At 45.6% G+C, this 25,451-nt stretch carries 22 protein-coding genes and 3 pseudogenes; 7 read left to right on the plus strand and 18 right to left on the minus strand.

Annotated features, from left to right (window positions below; genetic code table 11):
• Positions 1-10: 10 nt before the first annotated feature.
• From N5E84_RS03620 to N5E84_RS03645, 6 genes and pseudogenes are all read right to left on the minus strand, one after another.
• Positions 11-442: pseudogene (locus N5E84_RS03620) on the minus strand (phosphoethanolamine transferase); the annotation flags it as partial.
• Between the two features lie 37 nt (positions 443-479).
• The gene (locus N5E84_RS03625) at positions 480-2,012 is read right to left on the minus strand and encodes an IS66-like element ISVa11 family transposase (protein WP_069211897.1); all 1,533 of its coding nucleotides are present in this window, start codon (positions 2,010-2,012) and stop codon (positions 480-482) included.
• Positions 2,013-2,071: 59 nt separating this feature from the next.
• Positions 2,072-2,425 carry an IS66 family insertion sequence element accessory protein TnpB gene (gene tnpB, locus N5E84_RS03630; protein ID WP_019283195.1) on the minus strand — a complete coding sequence of 118 codons (354 nt, stop codon included), beginning with the start codon at positions 2,423-2,425 and terminating at the stop codon, positions 2,072-2,074.
• Entirely contained in the window at positions 2,422-2,742 is a 321-nt protein-coding gene (tnpA, locus tag N5E84_RS03635; RefSeq protein WP_095661309.1) for an IS66 family insertion sequence element accessory protein TnpA, read from the minus strand. Before tnpA ends, tnpB begins: the two co-directional genes overlap by 4 nt.
• A gap of 78 nt (positions 2,743-2,820) precedes the next feature.
• A pseudogene (locus N5E84_RS03640) lies at positions 2,821-4,032 on the minus strand (phosphoethanolamine transferase); the annotation flags it as partial.
• Positions 4,033-4,196: 164 nt separating this feature from the next.
• Entirely contained in the window at positions 4,197-4,640 is a 444-nt protein-coding gene (locus N5E84_RS03645) for an Lrp/AsnC family transcriptional regulator (RefSeq protein WP_017050939.1), read from the minus strand.
• Between the two features lie 105 nt (positions 4,641-4,745).
• On the opposite strand from N5E84_RS03645, the gene N5E84_RS03650 reads away from it, so the two are divergent.
• Positions 4,746-5,330 carry a LysE family translocator gene (locus N5E84_RS03650; RefSeq protein ID WP_013856459.1) on the plus strand — a complete coding sequence of 195 codons (585 nt, stop codon included), beginning with the start codon at positions 4,746-4,748 and terminating at the stop codon, positions 5,328-5,330.
• Positions 5,331-5,437: 107 nt separating this feature from the next.
• Here the strand turns inward: N5E84_RS03650 and N5E84_RS03655 are convergent, their stop codons facing one another.
• The 3 genes from N5E84_RS03655 to N5E84_RS03665 all read right to left on the minus strand — a co-directional run bounded on the left by N5E84_RS03655 (position 5,438) and on the right by N5E84_RS03665 (position 9,675).
• A complete protein-coding gene (locus tag N5E84_RS03655; RefSeq protein ID WP_026027818.1) occupies positions 5,438-7,096 on the minus strand; it encodes a putative transporter in 1,659 nt (552 codons plus the stop codon).
• 285 nt (positions 7,097-7,381) lie between these two features.
• Entirely contained in the window at positions 7,382-8,083 is a 702-nt protein-coding gene (locus tag N5E84_RS03660; protein ID WP_081245304.1) for a response regulator transcription factor, read from the minus strand.
• Complete coding sequence (locus N5E84_RS03665; RefSeq protein ID WP_081245303.1) at positions 8,080-9,675, minus strand: sensor histidine kinase; 1,596 nt, start codon at positions 9,673-9,675, stop codon at positions 8,080-8,082. The genes N5E84_RS03660 and N5E84_RS03665 overlap by 4 nt, the downstream gene beginning before the upstream one ends.
• A 176-nt stretch (positions 9,676-9,851) precedes the next feature.
• Here N5E84_RS03665 and N5E84_RS03670 point away from each other — a divergent pair, with 176 nt between their 5' ends.
• The gene (locus N5E84_RS03670) at positions 9,852-10,418 is read left to right on the plus strand and encodes a phosphoribosyl-AMP cyclohydrolase (RefSeq protein WP_094145483.1); all 567 of its coding nucleotides are present in this window, start codon (positions 9,852-9,854) and stop codon (positions 10,416-10,418) included.
• Positions 10,419-10,487: 69 nt separating this feature from the next.
• Here N5E84_RS03670 and N5E84_RS03675 read toward each other — a convergent pair whose 3' ends face one another.
• Positions 10,488-10,964: a hypothetical protein gene (locus N5E84_RS03675; RefSeq protein ID WP_164732777.1), complete on the minus strand. Its 477-nt coding sequence runs from the start codon at positions 10,962-10,964 to the stop codon at positions 10,488-10,490.
• A 321-nt stretch (positions 10,965-11,285) separates the two neighbouring features.
• Here N5E84_RS03675 and N5E84_RS03680 point away from each other — a divergent pair, with 321 nt between their 5' ends.
• The gene (locus N5E84_RS03680; protein ID WP_026027817.1) at positions 11,286-12,293 is read left to right on the plus strand and encodes a substrate-binding domain-containing protein; all 1,008 of its coding nucleotides are present in this window, start codon (positions 11,286-11,288) and stop codon (positions 12,291-12,293) included.
• Positions 12,294-12,363: 70 nt separating this feature from the next.
• Here N5E84_RS03680 and edd read toward each other — a convergent pair whose 3' ends face one another.
• On the minus strand, positions 12,364-14,175 hold the full coding sequence (edd, locus tag N5E84_RS03685) for a phosphogluconate dehydratase (protein ID WP_019282200.1): 1,812 nt from the start codon (positions 14,173-14,175) through the stop codon (positions 12,364-12,366).
• Positions 14,172-14,705, minus strand: coding sequence for a gluconokinase (locus N5E84_RS03690; RefSeq protein WP_013856467.1), 534 nt, complete (start codon positions 14,703-14,705; stop codon positions 14,172-14,174). Before N5E84_RS03690 ends, edd begins: the two co-directional genes overlap by 4 nt.
• A 160-nt stretch (positions 14,706-14,865) precedes the next feature.
• On the opposite strand from N5E84_RS03690, the gene N5E84_RS03695 reads away from it, so the two are divergent.
• The 3 genes from N5E84_RS03695 to N5E84_RS03705 all read left to right on the plus strand — a co-directional run bounded on the left by N5E84_RS03695 (position 14,866) and on the right by N5E84_RS03705 (position 17,900).
• Positions 14,866-16,242 (plus strand): GntP family permease, encoded by a 1,377-nt coding sequence (locus tag N5E84_RS03695; protein ID WP_029388227.1) that lies wholly within the window; start codon positions 14,866-14,868, stop codon positions 16,240-16,242.
• 26 nt (positions 16,243-16,268) lie between these two features.
• Positions 16,269-16,877: a bifunctional 4-hydroxy-2-oxoglutarate aldolase/2-dehydro-3-deoxy-phosphogluconate aldolase gene (locus N5E84_RS03700; protein WP_019282198.1), complete on the plus strand. Its 609-nt coding sequence runs from the start codon at positions 16,269-16,271 to the stop codon at positions 16,875-16,877.
• 159 nt (positions 16,878-17,036) lie between these two features.
• The gene (locus N5E84_RS03705) at positions 17,037-17,900 is read left to right on the plus strand and encodes a DMT family transporter (protein ID WP_069212230.1); all 864 of its coding nucleotides are present in this window, start codon (positions 17,037-17,039) and stop codon (positions 17,898-17,900) included.
• 484 nt (positions 17,901-18,384) lie between these two features.
• On the opposite strand, the gene N5E84_RS03710 is transcribed toward N5E84_RS03705, so the two are convergent.
• Positions 18,385-18,762, minus strand: a complete 378-nt coding sequence (locus tag N5E84_RS03710; RefSeq protein ID WP_410001437.1) for a hypothetical protein — start codon at positions 18,760-18,762, stop codon at positions 18,385-18,387.
• Positions 18,763-18,807: 45 nt separating this feature from the next.
• Positions 18,808-20,109: pseudogene (locus N5E84_RS03715) on the minus strand (IS66-like element ISVa9 family transposase); the annotation flags it as partial.
• Positions 20,110-20,168: 59 nt separating this feature from the next.
• Between N5E84_RS03715 and N5E84_RS03720 the strand changes: the two are divergent.
• A protein-coding gene (locus N5E84_RS03720) for an IS3 family transposase (RefSeq protein ID WP_095661212.1) occupies positions 20,169-21,319 on the plus strand; the annotation gives its coding sequence in 2 pieces (ribosomal slippage) (positions 20,169-20,412 and positions 20,412-21,319; 1,152 coding nt in all).
• On the opposite strand, the gene N5E84_RS03725 is transcribed toward N5E84_RS03720, so the two are convergent.
• The 4 genes from N5E84_RS03725 to ompV form a co-directional block, all read right to left on the minus strand.
• Positions 21,291-22,223, minus strand: a complete 933-nt coding sequence (locus tag N5E84_RS03725) for a hypothetical protein (RefSeq protein ID WP_157731304.1) — start codon at positions 22,221-22,223, stop codon at positions 21,291-21,293. The two genes, N5E84_RS03720 and N5E84_RS03725, sit on opposite strands and share 29 nt — an antisense overlap.
• 313 nt (positions 22,224-22,536) lie before the next feature.
• Positions 22,537-22,779, minus strand: a complete 243-nt coding sequence (locus N5E84_RS03730) for a hypothetical protein (RefSeq protein ID WP_019281957.1) — start codon at positions 22,777-22,779, stop codon at positions 22,537-22,539.
• 48 nt (positions 22,780-22,827) lie between these two features.
• Positions 22,828-23,997: an ISL3-like element ISVa10 family transposase gene (locus tag N5E84_RS03735; protein ID WP_076611988.1), complete on the minus strand. Its 1,170-nt coding sequence runs from the start codon at positions 23,995-23,997 to the stop codon at positions 22,828-22,830.
• A gap of 425 nt (positions 23,998-24,422) precedes the next feature.
• Complete coding sequence (gene ompV / locus N5E84_RS03740) at positions 24,423-25,196, minus strand: outer membrane protein OmpV (RefSeq protein WP_019282463.1); 774 nt, start codon at positions 25,194-25,196, stop codon at positions 24,423-24,425.
• Between the last annotated feature and the right edge of the window lie 255 nt (positions 25,197-25,451).

Here is a 25,451-nt window from a genome sequence, read left to right on the forward strand (position 1 = left end):
TCCATATTCTTTAGCGGCATGGCGCAAAAATATCTTGCGCTTTCTCGTATGCATTGGTTGATACATCCATAATGCCAAGTAAAGAGTGAAAGAGATTACTGTGAGCATAGGGCTGAGTGGCTGTTTGACGTAAACAGGTTTTATTCACGCCTTTCGTACGGGCGAATCCGTCAGATAACCAGACTAAAAGCGGTACTTGAGTTTGATCATCGGGTGCTAGGCTGTACGGCATGCCATGTAAGAACAGTCCATTTTCTCCCAGCGATTCCCCATGGTCGGAGACATAAATCAATGCGGTGTTGTATTGCGCTTGCAGTGATTTTAGCTTTTCAATCAGCTGCGCCAAAACAAAATCTGTATAACGAATAGTGTTGTCGTAAGTATTCACTATCTGTTCAACGCTGCAATTTTCAATATCCGCTCTTGGGCAATCAGGTTGATATTTCGTATCCGCCCCATGATCCCACGGGGCGATATTGTTAGTGTTGGAAGTTCCAAGGCAGGAGTGCATCGATATCAGGCTCAGATTTCGCTAGCTCTTTCATGCACTTAACCATGTAGTCGTAAAGGATAAGGCCGTTGGCTTTCGCTGTCTCGACGATACTGTAAAGCATCGCGCTCGCTTCAGCTCCATTGGGATTGGTCGAGAAGAGCCAGTTCTTTCTGCCTATAACCAGCGGTTTTATTGCGCGTTCAGCACGATTATTGTCTATCGATAAGTGACCGTCATCGATATAGCGGCTCAGCTTCGGCCACTGACCGAGCGTGTATTTTATCGCTTTACCCAGCGGGCTAGACTCAAGCACTTTCTGAGTTGTCATCCATTCATAAAGCTCATCCAGTATCGGCTTAGCATGCTCTTGGCGCTCTGCTTTCCGTTTTTCGGCACAGGCACCTTTTAAGCGTGATTCTATTCCATAGAGTTTCTGGATTTTAGCCAATGCACTATCCGCTTTGCCTGACTTGCCTTTGCCTTGCAGCTTTTTCGCCTCCATGAACTTGCGCCGAGCATGCGCCAAGCAACCGACATTGGTGACGAGATGAAGCCCATCATAAACACCATAGCCATCGGTTTGTAGATAACCACTGTAATCCCCCAAGAAGGCAACAGGGCACGCCCTAGCTCGACTGTTTTGATAGTCGTACAAGACGATATTTCTCACATTAGGGAGGGCGGCTTCAGGCGAGTCTGCGCCCGAGCAGTAAAGCCACATATAACACTGTTTATCTTCTTTGAGGACATTGAGCGGCGTTTCATCCGCCTGAATCACCACTTGCTCAAGTAGGTGCGTTTTTAAGGCCGCGTAAAGTGGAGCGAACTTCTCACTGACTTGGATAATCCACCTTGCCATGGTGGTTCGTGAGAGTTCGATACCCGACTGGGTAAACAGGGATTCTTGGCGGTAAAGTGGCATCGCGTATTGATATTTGCCGAGGATGATATTGGCCAACAAGCTTTCTGTGGCGAAGCTCTTCGGGATAATGCTTTGCGGCGCTGGCTTTTGAACGACGTGGTTTTTGTCTTCTGTTTGCTCGCATTGGCGGCAAGCATATTTAGGACGAACATATTCCAACACTTTTAGTACCGCTGGCGTGAACTCAAGTTTCTCGCTACGGTCTTCACCGATTTTATGCAGGTTATGTTGACAGCAAGTGCACTGCTTTTCATCGTCGTTTAAATCGAGTTCGATAACTTCACGAGGCAAGGTCTTTGGCAGTGGTTTGCGTTTACCACGTTTCTTCTTTGTGATGGTCGTTGTGACAACTTCAACCTCTTCTTCCTTAGCGGCCTCACACTCCGCTTCGTTGAAGAGATCACCTTGAGATTCATCGTAAGGCTTTAACGCCTCCGAGCGTTTAGCGAACTGACGGTCGAAGGCAAGTTTGAGCTGTTCAAGCAGCGATTGACGCTCTTGTTTCAATTGGGTTTCTGACGCCAACAGCGCTTTCACCATCGCTTGTAGCTCGGCAACATCTTGGCTTTCTGAGTTGATATTTGGCGTCTTTTTCATGGCATTGATTATACTAAAATCATGCCGTTAATGCTTGGTGGATATGGCTATATTATCGCTTAAGTCATTGTAAAATCGTTTATTCTAACGGGTTTATGGCCGATAATCGTGAAGCCAGAAAGCAGTCTGTCAAGCTCGAATTGAGTTAGGGTAAACACCTCATTTTGCTCTTTTGATGGCCACTTGTACTTGGCTTTTTCAAGGCGCTTGTACCAAAGAGCAAAGCCTGTTTTATCCCAGTACAGCACTTTGATTTTGTCGCGCTGTTTGTTGGTGAACAGGAACAGTGCGCCGCTGCCCAAGGGCAAGTCGGTGTCATTTTCGATAATCGCAGCGAGGCCGTTGATGGACTTTCTAAAATCGACGCTTTCGCGATAGAGATAGATTTCGGGAGCACTGAGCATACGTTTCATGACAGCGCACCGATAAGCTCTGCGAGATAGGTCGCTGGCGTGCCTTGTGGGATGCTCAGTTCAACATCATTGACGAGCAGCGCCATATTGGCAACGACAACGTGAGTGGCTTGATACTTTGTGGTCTTTTCAACGACTTCTGCTTTAACAAAGCCAACCGTGTTCGGTTTTTCGATGTGCTTTAACTGTTGGCGCTTAGCGTAAAAAGTGGAGAGGCTCAGTCCGTTACGTTCACAGAATAATCGTTGTGATAGTTGGCTGGATTCATAGTGTTCGAACAGGGTTCGCCATTCTTGGTTAGTGCGTCGTTTGGCCATTTCAAATCTCCTTTGGGTTGGAGGTTTGATCTTATTATTCGGGCTAGGTGATTAGAATGCGGGGTTTATGACGCGCTTACGATATTTCGCCATGTCTTTAGGATAGCGCTTAAAGTAGGTTGGCCCGTGACTTCCAATAATGTGCATTAAAATCATTCGGTTACCAGTTTGGTTGGCAATTTCTTCATCTAAGTTGTCTAGCATTGTGACGTCATAACAAGTGCTGCCGTCACATCGGCCTTCTCGCGCAGTTTTATCCAGCTCTTTCTGCGGAATATTTTTCGCGACACCTTTATCTCCTCCATCATTTTCTTTCCATAAGAGGTCGACGCCTGCGCGCTGCAAGATATCGAGGACGTTGTCTTGGTTATCCGCTTTGGTACGATCAAAATTATGACGATCCATATTGGAAAATAAACAAGGTACAGAGACCGCTGTCGCAGTACCACAAGAGGCGACATCACTGAAAAATATAGGCTGATAAGGCGCGGTATAAGCATTGGTATCACGTGTGTAGCCGTAGTATTGGTAATTTTGTGCGCGAGCCGTTTCTCCTAGCACAAATAAGACTAAGGTTGGTTTTTCTGCATCACGGCTATGGGTAGTTTTCGGTTGCTGCTGCGCATCAGCGCCGATAATTTGATACACCACGGGCTCGGTAAAATAACGATCTTTCACAAGACCGTAAGCGCTATAGACAAAGTGAGTGGGGATGATCATTTTCTTGAGGTAACTATTGTTGCGCCCAACCGACGAATAGTTCTGATAATACAGCGCCGCAATAATGATGATGCCGAGTAAAGAGAGCAATATTGATAGCGCTTTATAGCCTAAAAAGCGGGAAATGGATTTTTCTACTTTAAGTGGCGAAAGCAGTAATAGAGCGGCAGGGAGGATGCCCAACGCTGAGATCCAGACAATGGAATAGAGACTGACATAAGAGCCTGCCTCACTGCTATTGGTTTCAACGACATTGATCAACATGTCTCGGTCGACAATCGTGCCGTAATTGTAACTCGCATAACTCACCACAGCAGAAAGGATGAGTAAGACCGCAAAAAAAGGTTTTAGAAAATAAGGCCACGCAAACAGTTGGAAAATAACGTTCAGCGCCAAAAAGAAAAAAATCGGTATTGAGAAGGCAAACCCCCAATTGAACTGCTCAGCAGCCGAAAAAATCTGTGCCAACTTGGCATAAATAGGAATGTTGAGTACCAAGCTGAAATAGAGAGCAAGCAACAAGGTAATACTTGCGTATGAGAAGCGAGGATTTTTCATTGTGGGTTCCATAGCATACCGTGTGATTAGAAGACGTTATGGAACTTATAAAGATCTTTTCTTAATAAAGACTTAAGAAACTTAATGAGTTGGGTAATATGTGATATGCATCTTGTTGCGCTTGGTTGGTAATTTCTTCGTGCTTTGTTGAACGTTAAAAGTGATGGCGTATCACACTATTGCCGTTCGTCTTTAGGAGAGTCCATGACCACCATGGTGGTAATCGATTTCACCGTTAAGCACTCACCAAGCACATCGGCGTGAAAACGTTTATAGGCGCTGAGATCTTTGGTTTCGACGCGCAGCAAATATTCGTTCATCCCGGTAATATTGTGGCATTCGACCACCTCCTTGGCGTAGCGCACATGTTCTTCGAAACTGAGCTGCGCTTTTTTCGTGTGGCTGTTTAAGCCAATTGCCACATAAGCGACAAACCCGACATCAAGTTGGGTTTTATTTAAGACCGCTCGATAGCCTTTAATGATCTGCTTACGCTCGAGATCCTGCACGCGGCGCAACGTGGCGGAGGGCGATAAGCCGATGCGTTCAGCCAGCTCGACATTCGAGACTCGGCCATCAAGTTGTAGCTCTTGCAATATTCTCTCGTCAAATCTGTCCATGGCTTATTTTTATTGCTCAATATTAGTGGTATTGACCAATATAAGCACAATATTGCCAGCCGATACCATTATTATTTGTTCATCATTATTAAATAGAGAAAGAAGATGGATTACACACAATGGTGGCCACTGGTGGCTTTTGCTTTTGTTTCGACCTTTTCACCGGGTCCAAACAACATCATGCTGATGACATCCGGTGCGAATGTGGGCTTTATGCGCACTATTCCGCACATGCTTGGTGTAACGTTTGGTTTTAGCATTATGGTGCTATTGGTTGGTGTTGGGTTAACGGGTTTATTCCATCGTTATCCTATGTTGCAACAAGGCTTGCAAATTGCCTGCACCATTTATTTGGTCTATTTGGCGATAAAAATTGCGCTGAGTAATCCTTCGCAGGGAGAGAAGCAGTATCAACCGATGTCATTTGTTTCGGCTGTACTGTTTCAATGGGTCAACCCCAAAGGTTGGTCGATGGCGCTGACTGCGGTGAGTGTATTTAACCAAAGTGCGAGCTGGGCGCAGTTAATGCTGATTTCATTGGTGTTTGCTTTGGTGAACATTCCGTCGGTCAGTGTTTGGACTGCGGCGGGTAAACAGTTGAGCCACTGGATGAATCACCCAAGTTATGTCCGCTGGTTTAACGGCGCGATGGGCGCGTTGCTGCTACTGTCCGTTGTTCCTATGTTGTAGAGATTTGGTGAGACGTTGCTGTGTGGGAGCATTATCAACGCAGCAAAAAAAAGTGGGTACTGAGCGACCCACTTTGTTTATCTAGCTTGCCTGATATTAACCGTTCGCTATATTGCCCATAAAATTAACGCCAATATTTGCGGTGAGAGTATGCGCAGGCACATCACTAACGGATAGACAGTAGCGTATGCCAATGCAGAAGCGCCACTGCTTTCGTGCAGCGCATTTGCAAAAGCAAGAGCGGGTGGATCGGTCATCGAGCCTGCCAGCATGCCACAGATGGTGAGATAGTTAATATGGCCTAAAACACGAGCCAGTATTCCGACGGTGATCAATGGAATACCCGTGATCAACATGCCGTAGCCCATCCAACTGACGCCATCGCCTTGCACTAAGGTTTCAACAAAATTGCCCCCAGATTTTAACCCGACCACGGCTAAAAACAGCACAATACCAATTTCTCGTAGAGCAAGGTTCGCGCTGGGCGGCATAAACCAATACATTTTGCCAATGCTGCCGATACGCGCCAAAACAAGTGCAACAATCAGCGGTCCTCCAGCTAAGCCGAGCTTAATAGCGGCGGGGAATCCCGGTAGATAAAACGGAATAGATCCGAGTAATACCCCAAGTCCAATCCCAACGAAGACTGGTAGCATCTGCACATGCTGTAATTTTTGGTGCGCGTTGCCGACCATGCCACTGACCGCTTCAATCGCTTCTTGACGCCCGACTAAATTGAGAATGTCGCCAAACTGCAAGGTAGATTGGCTGGTTGGGATAAGCTCAACCCCGGCACGGTTTAAACGCGAAACTACGACGTCGTATTTCTCTTTTAAATCCAGATCGCGCAGCTTTTTACCAAGCACAATCTCGTTGGTGACGACTAAGCGCTGTACTCGCAGCTCCGTGCCGCGTGTCGAAAGTGATGCATCGACCTCTTCGCCAATCACCAAGCGTGCTTTTTCTAACGCTTTTTTATCGCCGACCAGATGAAGCAAATCATTCACTTCAACTCGTGAATCGGGTTTGGGCACGGAAAGGTGTTCACCACGTTTGAGGCGCGAGCACACAATATCGCCATCACTGAGCGCGGGAATGTCTTTTAAGAGCAGGCCATTTAAGTTGGGGTTTTTAATCGCAACGTTAATGGTGTGCAAGCTCTCTTTTTTGTGGCCGTTGTGGATCTCAAACTCTTCGGCTTCGGCGTCAACACTGACACGAAAGGCAATTCTGAGCAGCCACATGGTAAGCAAAATACCGCATATGCCAAAGGGGTAAGCAATCGCATAACCCATACCCGTAAGGTCAAGCATGTTCTCTTGGCCACCTAACTCAGTCAGGATTTGTTGCCCTGCGCCTAATGACGGCGTATTGGTGACTGCACCGGAGAATACACCAAGAATAACGGGTAAAGGCACATCAAACAGATAGTAAAGCGCAACCGTCACCACACAGCCCAGCAACACAATCAGTGCGGCAAAGGCGTTGAGTTTTAGTCCTGAGCTTCGAAGTGAAGAGAAAAAACCGGGTCCGACTTGTATGCCAATGGTGTACACAAATAGGATAAGGCCGAACTCTTGAATAAAATGCAACGTATTGTAGTCAAGAACCACACCCCACATGCCTGTAAAGTGACCGACGAGAATACCGCCAAACAGCACCCCGCCGATCCCTAAACCAACACCGTAGACGCGCCAATTCCCTATCCACAAACCCAGCACAGCTACCAGCGAGAGAATGCTGATAGAAAGTGCAATGTCACTCATGATGAGTCTCCTGAACAATTAAAAAACGGCTGATGGGCAAGCTTAATGAACGGCAGGGGTAGGCGTAAGAACTCGGTTAGTGGTTATGTCTACAGCTGGAGGGTTCAAATACGGCATTGAGAAGTCACCTAGTGAAATGAACTCTCGATGTCGTTTTGTGGTTGCCCTAACTTATGACCAGTAATACTGTAATGAACTACAAATGTTAACTATAGGTATGCAAATTTGTGCACCGGAACGAATATTAAATTTCTCAGATAACTAATTGTTAGATAAGAGTTAAATTTATCCATTTCCTGTGCGTTGCTCACCACTATTTTTATCGAGAAAATAGCCCATACCGCGTTTAGTTTTAATCAGTGCTGATGAGAAAGGGTCATCAATTTTTTTGCGTAGACGACGCATATACACATCGACTACGTTGGTTAGGGGATCTTGATGGAGACCCCAAACATTAGCAAGAATCCGTTCTCGGCTAAAAATATGACCAGGTTTATGCATCAATAGCTCTAATATGGAGAGTTCTTTGGCGGTTAACTCAATGGCTTGCCCTGCCCGTGTTACGGTCATGGTTGATAAGCAGAGCGTTAAGTCTGCAATGTGTAGAGTGGGCATTGGCGCAGAGTCAGAATGTCGACGTTGCAGCGCATCTAGGCGAGCCAGTAACTCTTCAAAATGAAAAGGTTTTGCCAGATAATCATCCGCACCAATGCGTAGGCCCCGAACCCGTTCTTCAACTTCGCCCAGTGCAGAAAGCATCAAAATGCGCACATCAATACCGGCTTCACGTATTTGCTGACAAAGAGTTAATCCATCGGTGTGCGGAAGCATTCGATCTAAAATTAAAATATCGGGCTCGCCGCTTATGAGTGTTTCAAGTGCGTATTGCCCATCATTTAGTCGCTGAATGTGGTGACCTTCTGCTTTGAGCCCTCGCTCAATAAAGTTGGCAATTCTGGCATCATCTTCAATTAAAAGAATTCTCATGATTCTTCCTCTTCCAGTTCAAAGGTAAGTGTAACGGTTGTGCCTTGAGCCAGTTGGCTTTGGAATGCGATGGTTCCGCGTTGCTGTTGCACAATGTTATAAGCCAGCGTTAAACCAATCCCCAAGCCATCAGGGCGATAGCGTTTGCCGTTTTCGGACCGAAAATAGCGTTGGAAAATCTGTGCGAGGTCCTCTTGGTCAATGCCAATACCGTGATCTTGCAATTGAAGATGAAATTGCTGGGGCTCAACTAGCAGAGTGAGCGTAATAGGCTGGTGATGTGGATCATAGCGCAATGCATTATCGACGATAATTCGCACGGTCATCAGTAGCTTATCTAAATCAGTATGAAAGATCCGAGCTTGCCAGTTTGCCTGTTGTGGGTGAAGGCATTCAAGTTGCACTTGATGCGCGTGAGTTAAAAGGGTGGCTTGTCTCGTCACCGACTGCCATAGACTCTCTAAGGTGATAGGGATAAGAGTCGGTTGGAACAGCTTTTCATCTTGACGGATAAGCAGCAATAAATCGTCGATCCGGTAGGAAAGGTGGGTTGCCGATTCATTGATACGCTGTAGCGTTTGTCGATACTCTTCATCACTATTTTGACGACTGCGAAGGGTAATTTGCGCTTCCCCTAAAATGGCCGTTGCGGGAGTACGCAATTCATGGCTGACGTTCGCAAAAAACTCTTTCTGCTGACGTTTAGCTTGCTCCAATGTTTCGAGTGCATTGGCGAGTTCTTGGGTGCGTGCGGTGACTTCTCGCTCAATGAGTTGACGCGAAGCGATCTCTTTTTGCTGCGCATTTTCAAGGCTTTGTGCCATGTAATTAAAATGCTGCGCTAGGGTTCTGAGCTCACTTGGTCCGCTGACCGATACTCGATGGTTAAGATGGCCTTGTTCTAAAGCTGAAGTGCTTTTTACCAGTTCCGCTAACGGTTTGGATAAGGTGCGCAGTAACCAGCCTCCGAGTAGCAAGCCAAAGACTACCCCCAGTGATGATAAGGTTACAATGACATTTTCTACATCAGATAATGATTTCATCGCTGCCGCTTCATAGCGTGCAGTACGTTGCTTCTGTAGAGAAATAGCTTGATTTAGCAGCTGGCGTAGGTCGGTATTATCCACTTTATCAAAGGTGTCACTGAGTAAAAGCCAGCGATCATTATTGTCTGTGATTTTTGCTATTTCCCAGGAGCGAAGCGCTGTTTTTAATCGTCCAAAGTTAGTTTCAAAGAGAGAAATGACTTTGATTTGCTGAGTGATCTCGGCGAAGTCTTGGTTGGTGATACCGTGTTGTTGTGCTTGCTCGGTTAGCAAATAGAGCTCGCTGAGCAAATCTTCAATTTTTGAAAAGCGCATGTCTCGTTTGAGCGTGCTGCCATCTTTGGTCAATAAATATTCGGCAAGCCAAATTTTTAACTGCTGTTTTTCCGTGCTCAACTGCATAAAGCTTTGCAAGATTTGATTGGAGATCTGTCCGCGCTGAATGTGCTCATTAGCGACGTTATTTGACCATAAAGCGGTGCCAGCTTGGGCTAAGATTAGGGTGAGTAACAGAGCCAGTACGAGAGATAATTGATAACGAAACATAATGATCGCCGCATAAATTCAATAGATGAGCAGAGTAAGCGATCCGTTGGTATTGGGTAAAGAATATTCATCTGAAGTTAATCTAAGCGCATGCTTTAGGTTCATCGAGAGGCCGTAAATTACTCCCATCAACCACATTACTCCCATCAACTAGATAATTAGATAAGGTCTTCATCATGCAACGTACACATAAAAGAATTTCTATTTCAGCATTATTACTCTGCGGGTTGTTACCGCTGTCCGCTCAGGCTTCTGACTTATTGGTTAATAACAATATTAGCCATCAAGAGGTGCTTGATGCCCAGCAAGCTTGGGGAGAAGCGTTAATCAAGATAAGCCAGACTTATGAGCAAAAAGGTCATGCTGAAGCGAAGAAGTTGGCAAAGCAAGTATTAGACCAAGCGTATGGCTATCAACAAGGTGCGGTGCTTTTCAAACCTACGCTTGCCAGTGGGGAGCAAACCTTTCGTACAGAAGCGGACGGAGCACTATCGTATTTTGTCGGCAGTGATAAGCAATACCCACAAGATTCTGGCTTTGCACTAAAAGGTTGGAAGGAGTATAGCTTTGATAACGCAGCAGTCTACATCAACGGCGATGTGGCCTTAACCATGGGGCACGTTAAGCTCATCGACAATAAAGGAAAGAAAACCGTGGTGGATAAAAGCTGGGCATTTAAGAAAGATGAACAGGGCCAACTGCGAATTGTTCTGCACCATTCATCACTGCCTTTTCAACCTTAATTGAGGGGAAAACTTTTAGATGTGGGTGATGGTAATACACCCACATCGCAGACCTTTCTGTTGTGCCAGTTAAACGCCAGCACGCTTGAGCAGGCCAGCCATCAGTGGCGAGCTTGAACGAACCTGTTTTGATTTGTTCTGTAATGTTTTAGCTAGCGTCGGGTTATTGATGCTTTTGGCAATGTAGGCCATTGAATGATAGAAATCTCCTGCGGATTTCATTTTATTGGCGTCATTTAATGGTGCTAACAACTGCACCATGGTTGTGCCACTCATTGCTTGTTGGGTGGCGTACTCTTGTACTGCATCGAGTAGAAGATCGAGATCGACCATCGCTTCGGCACTTTCCACACCATGTTTTTTCATCTCTTTGCGGTTACGTTTACGCATTTGCTTAATGACAAAGGCCGGTTTGTTGAGCTTTTTAAAAGTAAAGTAACCAAGAACGACTGCAAGCACGACACCGCCCGCCACATAACCCCAAATAGAACCGGAAGATTCAACAACAGGCTTTAGGGTTTCAACGGTAGTGGGTGTATCAGACATTATTATTTCCTTAGAATGCAGCTTCAAAATCAGAAGCTATTAATTAATCTGGCAGGGGGAAAAGCGCCTTGCGATGAATCAAAGATCCATGAAAAGGAGAGCTTCTGCCTCACATTACTCTCTTTTTGGGGTGAGGAGGCAAGAAAGCAAGTCCATTTTAGGGATTATTAATGAGTTTGTTGATAATTGTGCGAGTTGGTCACACAAATTACGCCATTGCCTCTGTGTGTATGAGCTTAGCGAGGTGATATAAAGATTGAAATGCACAGTCGTCATGAGGTTTAATGTTACAGTAACATTAAGTTGGAAAACAGAATAAAAATGAGCAGTATGCAACGTAAAACTAGGCCTACCCTGCAAGATATCGCAGACCGCGTGGGGGTGACGAAAATGACCGTTTCCCGTTTTCTACGCGACCCCAATTCGGTCGCATTGGCAACCCAAGAAAAAATTGCCGCAGTGATTGAAGAATTAGGTTATATACAAAATCGCGCCCCGGCGATGTTGTCGAAATCGTCAAGTAAGGCGATTGGTATTCTTCTGCCTTCCTTGTCAAACCAAGTGTTTGCCAATTTAGTTCAAGGGATTGAGTCGGTAACCAAAGCAAGAGGTTACGATACACTTATTGCCCACTTTGGTTATAACGTGCAAGAAGAAGAGGAGAAAATTGCCTCGTTGCTGTCGTATCAAGTCGATGGTCTTATTTTGACCGAAACGCACCACTCCGAACGTACCATCCAAATGCTAAAAGCGGCGGGTGTGCCAGTGGTTGAAACGATGGAGCTGCCAGACAAGCCGATCAATATGGCGGTGGGGTTGGATCACGAACAGGCCTCGTATCATGTGGTGACGCAGATGATTGATAGTGGCAAACAGCATATTGCCTATCTCGGTGCGCGTCTTGATACTCGAACGCAGTTGCGGATGAATGGCTATGATCGTGCAATGCAAGATGCAGGCTTAACCGCAGTTCATATCCTAACTCAAGAGCATTCAAGTTTTACTCTCGGCGGTGATTTACTCGAACAAGCCTTAGAAGAGAGGCCAGAGATCAACGGCATCTTCTGTACTAATGATGACATTGCAATTGGTGCCATGATGAAGTGTGCACATCGAGGGCTGAAGATTCCTCAAGATATTGCAATCGTGGGGTATAACGCGCTCGATATAGGTCAAGCGATTTCGCCAAAGCTAACCAGTGTAGAAACGCCTCGGTTTGAGATTGGCAAGAAAAGTGCTGAGCTATTATTGTCCGCACTGGCGGGTGAAGTGATTGAGCAGAAAGTGTTCGACTTAGGCTTTAGTGTCACCGATGGCGAGAGCCTGTAGTCAGCTTGTTATTCAGCCATTGAAGTGGTTGGGTTTGTCACTTCAATGGCTACATCAAGCTCATGTTGTATCAATTAGGGTAGAGGAACGAAGCCCCTTGATTGGCGGCAGAGACATTATCTCGGCACACTTTAAACAGATCGCGCCCCCAAGTTTGCTGTGTGAGCTCAGTATCACAAGTGGCGATATCGCGGCCTTCGGTTGGCGTTAAGTTCTCTAATCGGCCTGTCACCGCATCGACGCGGATCCTATCTCCCTCTTCAATAAGCGCAATTGCGCCGCCTCTTAATGCTTCCGGTGAGACGTGAATAGCCGCAGGAATTTTACCAGAAGCGCCGGACAAACGACCATCGGTCACTAACGCAACCTGATAGCCCGCTTTTTGTAAGTTGCCCAAAATCGGCATTAACTTATGCAGCTCAGGCATGCCATTGGCTGCTGGCCCATTGAAGCGGACTACAACCACGCAATCTTGATTGAGCTCGCCGCGTTGATACGCCTGCTCAACCTGATGTTGGCAAGCGAACACTTTGGCGGGCGCTTCAACAATGCGATGCTGCTCAGCCACGGCAGAGACTTTGATCACCGCTTGCCCAAGGTTACCCGATAACACTTTAATGCCACCAGAGCGCTGAAATACCTTATCAGGTAGGGCGATTACCGAGGGGTTTTTAGTTTGAGTACATGCTTGCCATTCTAGAGTATGGCCCACTAATTGCGGTGATTTTAGTTGATCTGCAAATTCACCAAACACGGGTTTTACGTCGCTGTGAAGTAACTGCGCTTGATGCAGACGCGTCATCAACATAGGTACGCCGCCTGCGAGCTCAAATTCATTGATATCCGCCGAACCATTGGGGTAAACATTCACCACAAGAGGAACGACGTCAGACAGATCACTGATATCTTGCCAAGTCAGCACAATACCCGCCGCGCGAGCAACAGCCAGTAAATGAATGGTATGGTTTGAACTGCCACCAGAGGCGAGCAAAGCCACTAGGCCATTGACTACGCTTTTTTCGGTCACCACCTCATAAAGTGGACGGAAATGCGCCGTGCCATCGCTCATGGCGGCAAGGCGGATTGCGGCATGTTGCGTCAATGCATGGCGCAGTGGGGAAAAGGGAGCGACAAACGCTGACCCTGCCAGCATTAAACCCATCGCCTCAAACACTAATTGGTTGGTATTGGCGGTGCCGTAGAAAGTGCAAGTGCCCGGGGAGTGATACGAAGCGCACTCCATATTCAGCAGCGCGCTATCATCAACCAAACCTGCCGCGTGTTTTTGGCGAACATCGACCTTCTCATCATTAGTAATGCCAGTGGACATTGGCCCTGCGGGAATAAAAGCCGTTGGTAGGTGCGCAAACGCCAGCGCGCCCATCAGTTGCCCGGGCGCAATTTTGTCGCAAATACCGAGCAGTAATGCGCCATCAAACATATTGTGGCTGAGTGAAAATGCCGTGGCTTGTGCAATCAAATCGCGTGAGAACAACGACATATCCATGCCCGCTTGGCCTTGCGTTACGCCATCACACATCGCAGGAACGCCGCCAGCAACTTGTGCCGTGTGGCCAAATGGGGCGAGCACTTTTTTGATTTGCTCAGGGTAATCTTTATACACTTGGTGCGCGCTAAGCATGTCGTTGTATGCTGTGATAATGGCTAAGTTAGAACGCGTTAAATCGAGAATGTGCGCTTTTTCTTGAGAGCAAGAGGCGGCGACGGCGTGAGCCAAATTACCACAAGAGAGTGATGCTTTACCCTTGCCACTGTGCTGCTGTGCCTTGACGCGGTTGAGAAACTCATCACGCAAAGTACGGCTACGCTGAATAATTCGTTCGGTGACGGCTGTGATGGTTGGGTTTAAGGCTGTACTCATGCTGACACCTTTTGACCATCTAAAGTGAGCTCGCGCAATGCCACTAGGGCGCGCTCTACAACCTCATCAATATCCGTATCGATATCAACGATAGCGACTTTCACTTCGTTGTCGGGGCGCTCTAACGTATTGAACTGGCTTTCCACCATGTTCGCTTTCATAAAGTGGCCTTTACGCGCTTGCATGCGCTTCATGATTAAATCAAAACTGCCATCGAGAAAGAGAAAGGTCACATTTTGGTTACCGTCACGGATTTGATCGCGGTAGGTTTTTTTCAACGCAGAGCAAACAATCACGCCGTGCTCATTTTTACTCTCTAAGCTAAAAGCCGCGTCACGGATGCGCTCTAACCAAGGTTTGCGATCGTCATCATTTAGCGGCTCTCCGCCTGCCATTTTGAGAATATTGGCTTTTGGATGAAGGTCGTCACCGTCGATGAATTTCGCCCCTAATTTCTGGGCCAGTTTCGCGCCTACAGTGCTTTTTCCGCAGGCGCATACGCCCATTACAATAATGCTACTACCAGTCATACGGACTCCTTGAGTGGTATTCTGAGCTGGATCTCATTTTTTAAATTCACTTGGAAATATGACTTTATCTTATCCATGTTATCGGTAACATGTTACCCGTAACTTAGAGATTTGTGAACTGAAACACAAACAAAACAATACGTGATATAAGGTGAAGAACATGGAATTGATGACTCAAAGCAGTAACCCTGCTTACCTATTAGCAATCGCGGGATGTGCGATTGCAGCACTACTGATTTTAATCATGAAGTTGAAGATACACGCCTTCGCTTCATTAACCTTAGTCAGCCTCGGCACTGCAATTGCCACCGGCGTTGCGGCGGAAAAAGTGGTCCCAACTATGATGTCTGGTTTTGGTGGAACCCTAGCGTCTGTTGCTTTGCTGGTCGGTTTAGGTGCGATGATTGGCAAAATTTTAGAAGTGACGGGCGGTGCTAAAGTGCTGGCCGATACCTTGATCGGCCGCTTTGGTGAAGAAAAAGCGCCGTTTGCACTGGGTATTGCTTCATTATTGTTTGGTTTTCCCATCTTCTTTGATGCGGGATTGATCGTGATGATGCCGATCATCTTTAGTGTAGCGAAGCGCTTTGGTGGCTCACCATTGAAATACGCGCTGCCTTCAGCTGGTGCTTTTGCCGTGATGCATGCCTTTGTGCCGCCTCATCCTGGGCCAGTTGCGGCTTCAGATCTTTTAGGTGCTGATCTTGGTCTGTTGCTGATTGTTGGTATCTTGGTCGCGATTCCTACTTGGTATTTTGGCGCTTACCTCTTTGGCCTGTATGCGGGTAAGAAATTTGATATTCCACTCTCTAAAGCGTTTTTTAATACCGAGCAAATTATTGATGAAAATAAATTGCCAAAATTTGCCACGGTATTAGCGATTTTAGTGATGCCTGTGCTGCTCATCTTTATGGATACAGGTCTTAATACCCTTGCGGTAGCAGGTGTGATTGACGGCAAAGCGCCATTGGTTGAATTCTTACGCATGTTGGGTAAAACCCCGGTGGCCCTGTTGCTGACTCTGCTAACTTGTTTACTGGTGTTTGCCAAAGATTTTGGAATGAGCAAGCTGGAAAAACTGTGCAGTGACTCGTTAGCGCCTATCTGTGCGGTAATTCTTGTGACAGGTGCGGGCGGCATGTTTGGTGGTGTGTTGCGCGCCAGTGGCATTGGCCAAGCATTGGCTGACGTGTTATCCGATACAGGCATGCCTATCATAGTCGCGGCGTTTGTTATCGCAACTTGCTTACGTGTGGCGCAAGGCTCTGCCACCGTGGCACTAACCACCACCGCCGCTTTGATTGCGCCAATTGTGGCACAAACCACGGGTTTGAGTGAGTTGGATTTATGTTTTATCGTGATTGCGATTGCTGGTGGTGCAACGGTACTATCTCACTTTAATGACTCAGGCTTCTGGCTGGTTTCTCGCTTGATGGAAATGGATGAGAAAACCACACTCAAAACTTGGACTGTGATGGAAACACTGCTTGGTAGCATCGCGTTTGTGATTGTCGCTGTCCTAAGCTTCTTATTATAAAAAGCGTTTTACTATAAGGTTATGAAATGAAAACTCTTGAACAACGATTGAAAGAAATCAAAATCGTCCCTGTGATTGCGATTAATGATGCTAGCCAAGCGGTCCCTTTGGCCAAAGTATTGGTTGAAAATGGGTTGCCATGCGCGGAAGTGACCTTTAGAACAGAAGCGGCTGCAGAATCGATTCGTTTGATGCGTGCCGCCTACCCAGAGATGCTGATTGGCGCAGGGACAGTACTGACCACGGCGCAAGTAGATCAAGCCATTGAGGCGGGCGTGGATTTTGTAGTCAGCCCCGGTTTTAACCCAACCACGGTGAGATATTGCCAACAGCGTCATGTGACAATTGTTCCGGGCGTCAACAACCCAAGTTTGGTTGAGCAAGCGATGGAAATGGGTTTGCGCACATTGAAATTCTTCCCAGCAGAGCCTTCAGGTGGCGTGGCAATGCTCAAAGCATTGACGGCGGTTTATCCGGTTAATTTCATGCCAACAGGTGGCGTTAGCCCAAGTAACGTTCAAGATTATTTGTCGATTAAATCCGTAGTGGCGTGTGGCGGTACGTGGATGGTACCGACAGATCTAATGGATAAAGGTGATTGGCAGGGAATTGCGGAATTGGTTAAAGCGCTATAACCCTTTCTATTTTCTTTAAGAACAACGGCTTGCTTCGGTAGGCCGTCTTTTTATTCCCTGCGCACCTCCGACCATTAACGATAAAAGTAATCGAGAGTAACGCGCGATCAAAAATCTCGTTACAATCGTTCTCCTACTCATTTCACGATAAGCTAAGCTATGTACGCAAACCGACGCGCAGAATTAATTTTAGTTATCACGACCTTATTGGCTGCTGCGGGCTGGGTGTTTTCCAAACAAGCTATTCAAGGCCTACCGCCTTTTGGCTTTATTGGTGTGCGCTTTCTTTTAGCGTCGCTGTGCCTACTGCCATTTTGTCTTAAAGCGCTGCGCCAAGCTTCACTGCACGATTGTTTAAAATCGATGAGTGTGGGCGTGTTGCTAGGTGGCTCGATTTTTTGCTGGATCCACGCGATTTCCATTAGCGACACGCTAGGCGAGGGCGCATTCATCATGAGCCTCTCTATGCTGTTTGTTCCGTTATTAGCATGGCCGCTGTTTGGCACTAAACCGGCGCGCGCATTTTGGTTGTCGCTACCCATTGCACTGATTGGGCTTTTTTTACTGTCGTGGAACGGGGAGTGGGTCGTCGCGACCAGTCAGCTGTGGTTTATGGCTGCGGCCTTTAGCTTGGCATTACATTTTAACTTTAACAGTCGTTTTTCGGCTAATCTGCCGCCGATGTTGCTCACTACATTACAACTGTTTGTTGGCGGCTGCCTTGGGGTATTACTCTCTTTACTGTTTGAGTCATGGCCAGATCACATAAGTTTGATGACATGGAAGTGGCTTGCTCTGAGCGTATTACTCGCCACCAGTTTGCGGTATTTGATGCAAACCATAGGTCAAAAGCACGCCAACCCCACCAATGCGGCGATATTAATGCTGCTTGAGCCAATCTGGACACTGGTTCTGAGCGTGCTGATTTATGATGAATCGATGCCAGCGAATAAGATTTTCGGCTGCGGCTTGCTGCTCTGTTCGCTTCTTTTCTATCGAATGGGCCATTTTCGTCATCGCTAAAAGAGCCAAAGCGTGAAGCGAAATTAAGTTGCTAGAGAGCTCTAAGAAGCATTGAGTTTCTTTGCCTTTTAAGGAAGAAAACAGACATTACGCACTTTGATAGCGTAGGGCCATCACGTTTGATTATCGTTTTTGGACAAACTGATTCCCTCTTCTTGAAGGGGAGGTTTTGTTGCTGACGCTCTTTAACCCCCTCCTAACCTCCCCCTGAAAGGGGGAGGAACAGAACAGTTGTCAGCTTCCGCTCTAGAGCATAATTGGACACAAATGAGCTGCAGCTTTTGCTAAATTAGCAGTTAATTGATTAGCAGAGGTATTGCAAAACTTCTAATGTCGTGAACATAATCATTAAGGCTCTACATAAATTAAGATAGGAGCTACTACATCAAAGCGTATCACCGAAAGCTAGACACTCTACTCAGTCCACGTAGGGAACTAGTAAACTTAGGGTGATACACCCATGTATACAACAAAAAAAACATGATCAGTTTTCAATTAGCAAAGCTGGCCAAAATGCTGGGTTAATAGTGAAATCAATGTCTACCTTTTTTTTGATGATTCCAAGCATTAGATTCATACTGTAGTTAAAGTCAAATATATATTTATCATTACCTGAAACATTTATCCCTAAAAAACCATACCAAATTAGGAGGTTAAAGATTCTCTCGATATTACCTTCTTCTACGCCATAATCTAATAAAGCTTGTTTTACATCTAGCCTTTTAAGTTCAGACGAACTTTGTATAAAGGCATATAGTATATCTTCCACACCTTCTTCAACATCATTAATTTCATAACTAATATCTGTCAATAAATCAGTAGAATAAGCTTCCAATCCTTTTTTAATATCTTCTTCCTCAATCCTATTATGATTGAGTGTATGCGCCCCATGATCCCACGGGGCGTTTTAATTTGAATGTGAGAAGTTCCAGGGAAGCAGTGAGTTGATATCAGGCTCAGACTTTGCCAGCTCTTTCATACATTTGACCATGTAATCGTAGAGTATCAGTCCGTTCGCTTTCGCCGTCTCGATGATGCTATACAGCAAAGCACTCGCATCAGCACCAAGCGGATTCGTCGAGAATAACCAATTTTTTCTGCCAATGACCAGCGATTTGATTGCGCGTTCCGCTCGGTTGTTGTCGATAGATAAATGCCCATCTTCAACATAGCGTATCAGCTTAGGCCACTGACCCAAGGTGTACTTGATGGCTTTACCAAGAGGACTCGATTCGATGACTTTCTGCGTGGTTAACCAGTCATAGATGTCATCCAACATCGGTTTAGCCTGCGCTTGTCTTTCTGCCCAACGCTCTTCGACCGAAGCCAGTTTTAATCGAGATTCAAGTGCGTACAACTTTTGGATTTTGGCTAACGCCACATCCGCTTTACCTGTTTTACCTTTGCCCTGAAGCTTCTTCGCTTCCATGAACTTACGACGTGCATGAGCGAAGCAACCGACATTGGTGACGTTGGTTAATCCATCATAAGCCGCGTAACCATCACTTTGCAGATAGCCTGAGTAATCACCCAAGAAGTTCACGGGGCACACTCTCGCGCGACTGTTTTGATAGTCGAACAAGACGATATTTTTCATGTCAGGGAGTTTAGCTTCAGGGGAGTCGGCTCCCGAGCAGTACAACCACATATAACATTGCTTGTCTTCCTTGAGCACATTGAGCGGCGTTTCATCGGCCTGAACCACCACTTGTTCGAGTAAGTGAGTCTTCAGTGCCTGATAAAGCGGTTTGAACTTTTCACTAACCTGGATTACCCACCTGGCCATGGTCGTTCTCGATAACTCGATACCTGATTGGGTGAACAAGGTTTCCTGACGATACAGCGGAAGCGCATACTGATATTTGCCTAAAATAATGTTGGCAAGCAGACTTTCGGTAGCGAAGCTTTTGGGGATGATACTTATCGGTGCGGGTTGTTGGTGAATGTGGCTTTTTTCAGCCTCTTGTTCACACTGACGACAGGCGTATTTCGGGCGAACATATTCCAACACTTTTAGGACGGCGGGCGTGAACTCAAGCTTTTCACTGCGGTCTTCGCCGATTTTATGCAAAATGTGTTGGCAGCATGAGCACTGTTTGTCGTGCTCATCTAGGTCAAGCTCGATAATTTCACGTGGCAAGTCTTTAGGAAGCGGTTGACGTTTACCACGACGTTTGATTGTCGTCGTGGTGATAACCTCATCTTCTGATCCGCACCACCAGTTTTGGACACCTAATTAAGTGAGTACAATCACTAATGAGGTGAACCATGACAAACAAGAAAAAACGTATTCTCCATTCTGCTGAATTTAAAGCAGAAGCACTGAAGCTAGCAGAAAAGCTGGGAGTAGCTACGGCAGCGCAGCATCTCTCGTTACACGAATCCCAGATCTACGGTTGGCGTAAAGCAGCCAAGAAAGATACTAGCACCAGTCAGCGGGAAAAAGATCTAGCCGCTGAAGTCGCAAAGCTCAAAAGGCAATTGGCCGAGCAAGCTGAAGAGCTAGATATCGTAAAAAAGGCCGCCACCTACTTCGCGAAAAATCTAAAGTAGATAGCTACGAATTTATGCTCGAACACCTGCTGTGCTTCAGTGCTGTCCGCATGGCTAAGGTGTTCGGGGTTTCACGAAGTGGGTTTTATTACTGGATTAAGCATCGCCACAAGGCCACTCAGCGCGAGGTAACTCGCCAAGAGCTTGATACGAAGGTCAAAAAGGCTTTTGACAACAGCAAAGGCCGTGATGGTTCAAGGCGTATCCAGAAAGAGCTGGCAGAGAACGGTGATAGCCGTAATGTTAAAACCATTGCCGCTAGTATGAAGCGTCAGGATTTAACGCCGAAAGCGGCACGTAAGTTTAGGTGCACTACGGATAGCAAACATAAAATGCCAGTTGCTCCGAACCTGCTAGCTCAGGATTTTAACGCGGAGGCTCCGAATCAAAAGTGGGCGGGAGACATCACCTATGTTGCGACAAGTGAAGGCTGGCTGTATTTGGCGGTAATTATTGACCTTTATTCAAGGCAAGTAGTCGGCTGGTCTATGGATACCAGAATGACCGCAACACTGGTCTGCGATGCATTATCAATGGCCTTGTTCCGTCGTGGGTTCCCTGAGCAGGTGATCGTTCATAGTGACCGAGGTAGTCAGTACTGCTCAAAAGATTATCGAGACATCATAACCGCTTATAATCTAAAGCAAAGTATGAGTAGGAAAGGAAACTGCTGGGATAATGCTTGTGTTGAGAGCTTCTTCCATTCAATGAAGGTTGAAGCGATCCAATATGAGCCGATCATGACGCGAGACGAGATGCGTCAAACGCTCTTTGAATACATCGAGGTTGATTATAATCGGACAAGAAGGCACAGTGCTCTTGGGTATCTAAGTCCAGTTAACTTTGAAAATAAAAATGTCGCTTAATGAAGTGTCCAGTCTGGCTGGAGCAGATCAATGTCTCAGTTTTACTATCAGGTAGCGTTATGCCTTCTTGAAATGCCTCGGCAACATTTCCAGCAAATTCGGCTATGAACTCGTTAATATCATTGGGGTGGTATATGGTTTTAACAAAATCTCGATAGTCTAGTGGGACAGGTTCTTCTCCATTTTGAATAAGACAAAGTGCTTTCCCCATACCATCAGATAACCCCGCGATAAATGCTCCACGCATATTATTTAGTTCGCCACCATTTGCAGTACTAGAAAGCAATGGAACAACGACACCGTGGGATTGAGCTACTTGACTTATTGCATCATTGGCAGATAAGCGGGGTTGTTCGTTGGGGTCGAAAGAACGAAATAAATACTTAGCTTTCTTAATTCTAGAAACTATCCGTGTTGCATAATCAGTTTTATGCTGCCCTTCTAATAGATATACAGGAGATCTGGAGTTGATTTTATTTGGTATTTTAAGAGGGTTTACTGTCTTGGCAGCGTCAATAAAGCTAGAAAGCTGGTCAGAATTTTCGTATGTGCTGTACCCTATAGTGTCGAAAATACCGACATCTCTGATTGATAAGCCCAACTCTCGGATTGATGAGTTTTTGACTAATAGAACTCTTTTTCCTTTACCAATTGCATATCCAATCTCATAGGTAACGTTGAAATTTAATATTGATATATCAGCCAATAAAAAATCACACTCTTCAATTTTTGATACAACTTGTTCAGATATGAAATGACCTACTATATCGAGTGCCTTCCAAGATTCTACAGCTACATTCCCCTTAGAGTTTACCTTCTGGATCGAAGATTCAATGGTATCCCCAATATCCCTCGGTTCTGCTGCGTACGCAAAGAATCCTTTTTGCTTCATAATATCCTTCAAGCCTCGTCGTCCCACACACCCTGGTGATCCAGTCTACAGTGTAATCGTAAAATATTGCAATTATCTCATGTAGTTATTGATGGTCGAGTCTAACTTTCTTGAGAGAATAGTAGAATTAGTAAGCCCTGAATGTTGTCGGCTCTCTAGGGTGAGAAAAGTAGGCCAAATACTCATTCGTAAAAAGGGGCTGATAAGTGGGCTAACTTTGAAAGGGGCAAAAACGCGTCAGCTAAAGGCGCTGGGCAATGGCGTAAAAACATTAAACCAGTTGGCTCAACGGTGGGTAGATTTCAGACTTTATGATATCCGCAAGCTAAGCTTCATCGTACTTCCCCGAATCTAATTCAGTGAAAAACTCATCGCCTTCCATTAAGTCATCTTCTTTGATATCCAAAAACCGAGAGCAAATTAGTCTCATTTTATCTTCTTCCGTAAGAGAATCATTTTGCTCTAGGCTTAATGCTACTGGTGTTACATTTATAAATTCATCAAAGTGTTTAGTTGAAGGGGGCATTCCCTCAAGAAGTTCTTTTTCTGATGGTCGTATTTTGCTCATTTTATCTTCTCAGTACATGATGACATTAGATAATGGGCTCTTCTCCGCTTAGGTGAGCTTGATATTTGGGTAAAAAGTTGAGTGTGTATCGGGAACCGATGTTTGTCTGATCTTCAATTTGAAATAGTCTGTATCTCTCACCCCTCTTGCCCTTCGTCTGAGTAAGCCAATCGAGACATTACCTGCTTCTACCCGAGCGTTAGTCAGTTTGTATTTTCCGTAGTTACAAATACCCACTTTTCTTTCCAATAAAGCATCGGCAAAATTAATTAAGGAAAGTATTCTGGTCGATTTGGCAAGACGACACCAAGCTTCTAGAGCTGCCACCATTGTTTCGTAATCGGGTTCATCCCATATGGCTTGTAGCTGCTCTTTGAGCATGTAAACAACGCACAAAGTCTTGTTGCTCTCAAGTAAGTCATCAAGTCTGTCAGACTGCCTATCATCCAATTTGTGAGCGTTTTTCAGTAGGAGGAAGAGCGTTCCTTTCAACATTTTTTTTTCGTCGTGAGAGCCATTTCTAAAAGCTTTTGCTCTCTCTTTTTTGATTAAGATGCAGTAGTTCTGCATGACATGAAATCGGTCAAAAACAATATCAGCATTGGGAAGCATTTTCCTGACCGCCGACTGGTAAGACTGGCCCATATCCATTGATACTGCTTTGATTCCTGATTTGGTTTCTTCTGATAGTTGCTCAAAGAAGGAGATCAGAACTTCTGCTTTTCGGCCATGTTCAACCCAAATTAAATGCCCAGAGACGAGGTCATAAACAACCGTCATATAATCGTGTCTCTTGGCTCTGGCAACTTCATCGACGCCAATATGAACCAAGTTATTCAGTTTCTCGGGGTCTAATGCTGGTAGGCTTGAACGCAAGTATTCCCTATCGATATTTTTTACTGTTTCCCAGCGGATTCCTAAATGTTGAGAGACGGCATGTATGCTCATATGGCGACATAACCCACTGATGAACTTGCAAAAGCGAGCGGTATAACGACCACCTTTAGCCACATATTCAGTCTCTTCGATCAACCGTCGTCCTTCTTTGTCTCTAGTTTTAGCCAGCTCAACCTCAATCGTACAAGGTCGCCCACTCACAGGTAAATCTTGAAGACGTCTTTTAACGTAGTGATCGACGGTGCAGGAAGTCCCTGATATTGGCTCTTTGACTTTATACCTACGATCTCGACGACAGCGAACGAGTACGCCTTGGGACATTTCTTCTATTGAACAAGATTCAACACACTGGCCTTTAAAGCTAAATAACGAGGAAGACAAAGACGACAAAATAGACTACTGACTTATTTTTAAAATAAGCATTATAAATCATGTGATTATGATGAATGAGCCTGTGCATACAGACTCATGAAAGCGGAGAAGAGCCGATAATGTATAGCATAATGAGTTACCAGCAAAACGCTGTAAACCACTCGATAACAAGGTTTGGGGCAGAAATGAGTTTCATGGAATCGTAGATTTGTACTGCATGAATTACCTCAGGCATGGAAAACTCAGACAGGCAAAAGGCAAGATTCATAGAGAATCAATGCGTGGGTTCATATCGACGCTATTTTGATCGAGAAGGGCAGTTCAAGTAGAAAAATCAGGCAGGGGATACGGCTCCTGCCTGAGGGCGGTACAGCTTAAAAGTGGTAAGCGACGGTTGCGCCAACGAGCCATTGGTTTGCGCTTTCTACGATTGGCGAATTGGTGACATCAGAGCCTAAACGGGTGTAAGAACTGGTTTGGGTGATTTCCCAACGGTCATTAATTGGGTAAGCCAGTTTGTAACCTAGGTTGTAAGAGAAGTCGCCACCTGCATGGTAAGCTTTACGCTGTGCGGTCGCTTCTTTGTCTTTCACACCGAAATAGTAGTTGTTGTAATCCGAACTCTGGTAACTAATGCCCGCAAAAGGTACCAAATCAACAGCACCTAAATCGATGACATGGAAGTAGTTAACGCCAGTTTTGTAGCCTTTATTTTCGTTGAGAATATCGTGTTGGAAGTAGGTCGATACGGTACCGTCACCCAGCGCGATATCGGCGTTTAAACCCAGATCAATCGTGGCTTTACGCTTATCCATTCCTTTAACGCTGTTTGCCGAATCTTGGTCATAAGTAACGCCGCTGCCCGTCAGGTAAGTACCTAGATTAACGACATCCCCTGTGTTACCAAAGAAGCGGTAGTTAATACCGGTGAGGTCTGCATTCAAATCTTCACCGTGGTAGCCAAAGTTCAGCAAAGCGCTGTAAGACTTGTCTTGATCCTTGAGTAGGTCAGTGCTGCCAAAAGCACCCACTTCCGCAACCCATTGACCTTCATGAGTATAGATATTGCCGTTACGAATGTACGTTTGGGCAGCTAAAGTGTTGCCCGCGATAAGCGATGCTGTAATAAATAGTGCGATCTTTTTCATTATGTTCTTCCATTTAAGGGCTTATGTTTGGATGTGAACACTGTACAAAATCGATAGAGAGGATAATATCAATAGCTTGTATGGTTATGTCTGACTTTTGTCAAAGCGGCTTATTCTTGCCTTACTCGTTGCAGTGGTTGGCTACGTTCGCTTATCCGAATCACATAGCCTTTCAGGTTTGATTTTGTGTGGGCAGGGCTCTGTTTGCTTGGCGCGGTGTTTTTTATTTTCAGACCGCAAATCCTCGAAGTACTT

This window comes from Vibrio sp. J502, assembly GCF_025397955.1.
GTDB lineage: Bacteria > Pseudomonadota > Gammaproteobacteria > Enterobacterales > Vibrionaceae > Vibrio > Vibrio anguillarum.

What these genes read in the sequence shown, in the direction of transcription:
- N5E84_RS03625 (WP_069211897.1), bottom strand. Translation starts at nt 2,012, where the DNA reads ATGAAAAAGACGCCAAATATCAACTCAGAAAGCCAAGATGTTGCCGAG.
- tnpB (WP_019283195.1), bottom strand. Translation starts at nt 2,425, where the DNA reads ATGAAACGTATGCTCAGTGCTCCCGAAATCTATCTCTATCGCGAAAGC.
- tnpA (WP_095661309.1), bottom strand. Translation starts at nt 2,742, where the DNA reads ATGGCCAAACGACGCACTAACCAAGAATGGCGAACCCTGTTCGAACAC.
- N5E84_RS03645 (WP_017050939.1), bottom strand. Translation starts at nt 4,640, where the DNA reads ATGGACAGATTTGACGAGAGAATATTGCAAGAGCTACAACTTGATGGC.
- N5E84_RS03650 (WP_013856459.1), top strand. Translation starts at nt 4,746, where the DNA reads ATGGATTACACACAATGGTGGCCACTGGTGGCTTTTGCTTTTGTTTCG.
- N5E84_RS03655 (WP_026027818.1), bottom strand. Translation starts at nt 7,096, where the DNA reads ATGAGTGACATTGCACTTTCTATCAGCATTCTCTCGCTGGTAGCTGTG.
- N5E84_RS03660 (WP_081245304.1), bottom strand. Translation starts at nt 8,083, where the DNA reads ATGAGAATTCTTTTAATTGAAGATGATGCCAGAATTGCCAACTTTATT.
- N5E84_RS03665 (WP_081245303.1), bottom strand. Translation starts at nt 9,675, where the DNA reads ATGTTTCGTTATCAATTATCTCTCGTACTGGCTCTGTTACTCACCCTA.
- N5E84_RS03670 (WP_094145483.1), top strand. Translation starts at nt 9,852, where the DNA reads ATGCAACGTACACATAAAAGAATTTCTATTTCAGCATTATTACTCTGC.
- N5E84_RS03675 (WP_164732777.1), bottom strand. Translation starts at nt 10,964, where the DNA reads ATGTCTGATACACCCACTACCGTTGAAACCCTAAAGCCTGTTGTTGAA.
- N5E84_RS03680 (WP_026027817.1), top strand. Translation starts at nt 11,286, where the DNA reads ATGAGCAGTATGCAACGTAAAACTAGGCCTACCCTGCAAGATATCGCA.
- edd (WP_019282200.1), bottom strand. Translation starts at nt 14,175, where the DNA reads ATGAGTACAGCCTTAAACCCAACCATCACAGCCGTCACCGAACGAATT.
- N5E84_RS03690 (WP_013856467.1), bottom strand. Translation starts at nt 14,705, where the DNA reads ATGACTGGTAGTAGCATTATTGTAATGGGCGTATGCGCCTGCGGAAAA.
- N5E84_RS03695 (WP_029388227.1), top strand. Translation starts at nt 14,866, where the DNA reads ATGGAATTGATGACTCAAAGCAGTAACCCTGCTTACCTATTAGCAATC.
- N5E84_RS03700 (WP_019282198.1), top strand. Translation starts at nt 16,269, where the DNA reads ATGAAAACTCTTGAACAACGATTGAAAGAAATCAAAATCGTCCCTGTG.
- N5E84_RS03705 (WP_069212230.1), top strand. Translation starts at nt 17,037, where the DNA reads ATGTACGCAAACCGACGCGCAGAATTAATTTTAGTTATCACGACCTTA.
- N5E84_RS03730 (WP_019281957.1), bottom strand. Translation starts at nt 22,779, where the DNA reads ATGAGCAAAATACGACCATCAGAAAAAGAACTTCTTGAGGGAATGCCC.
- N5E84_RS03735 (WP_076611988.1), bottom strand. Translation starts at nt 23,997, where the DNA reads ATGTCCCAAGGCGTACTCGTTCGCTGTCGTCGAGATCGTAGGTATAAA.
- ompV (WP_019282463.1), bottom strand. Translation starts at nt 25,196, where the DNA reads ATGAAAAAGATCGCACTATTTATTACAGCATCGCTTATCGCGGGCAAC.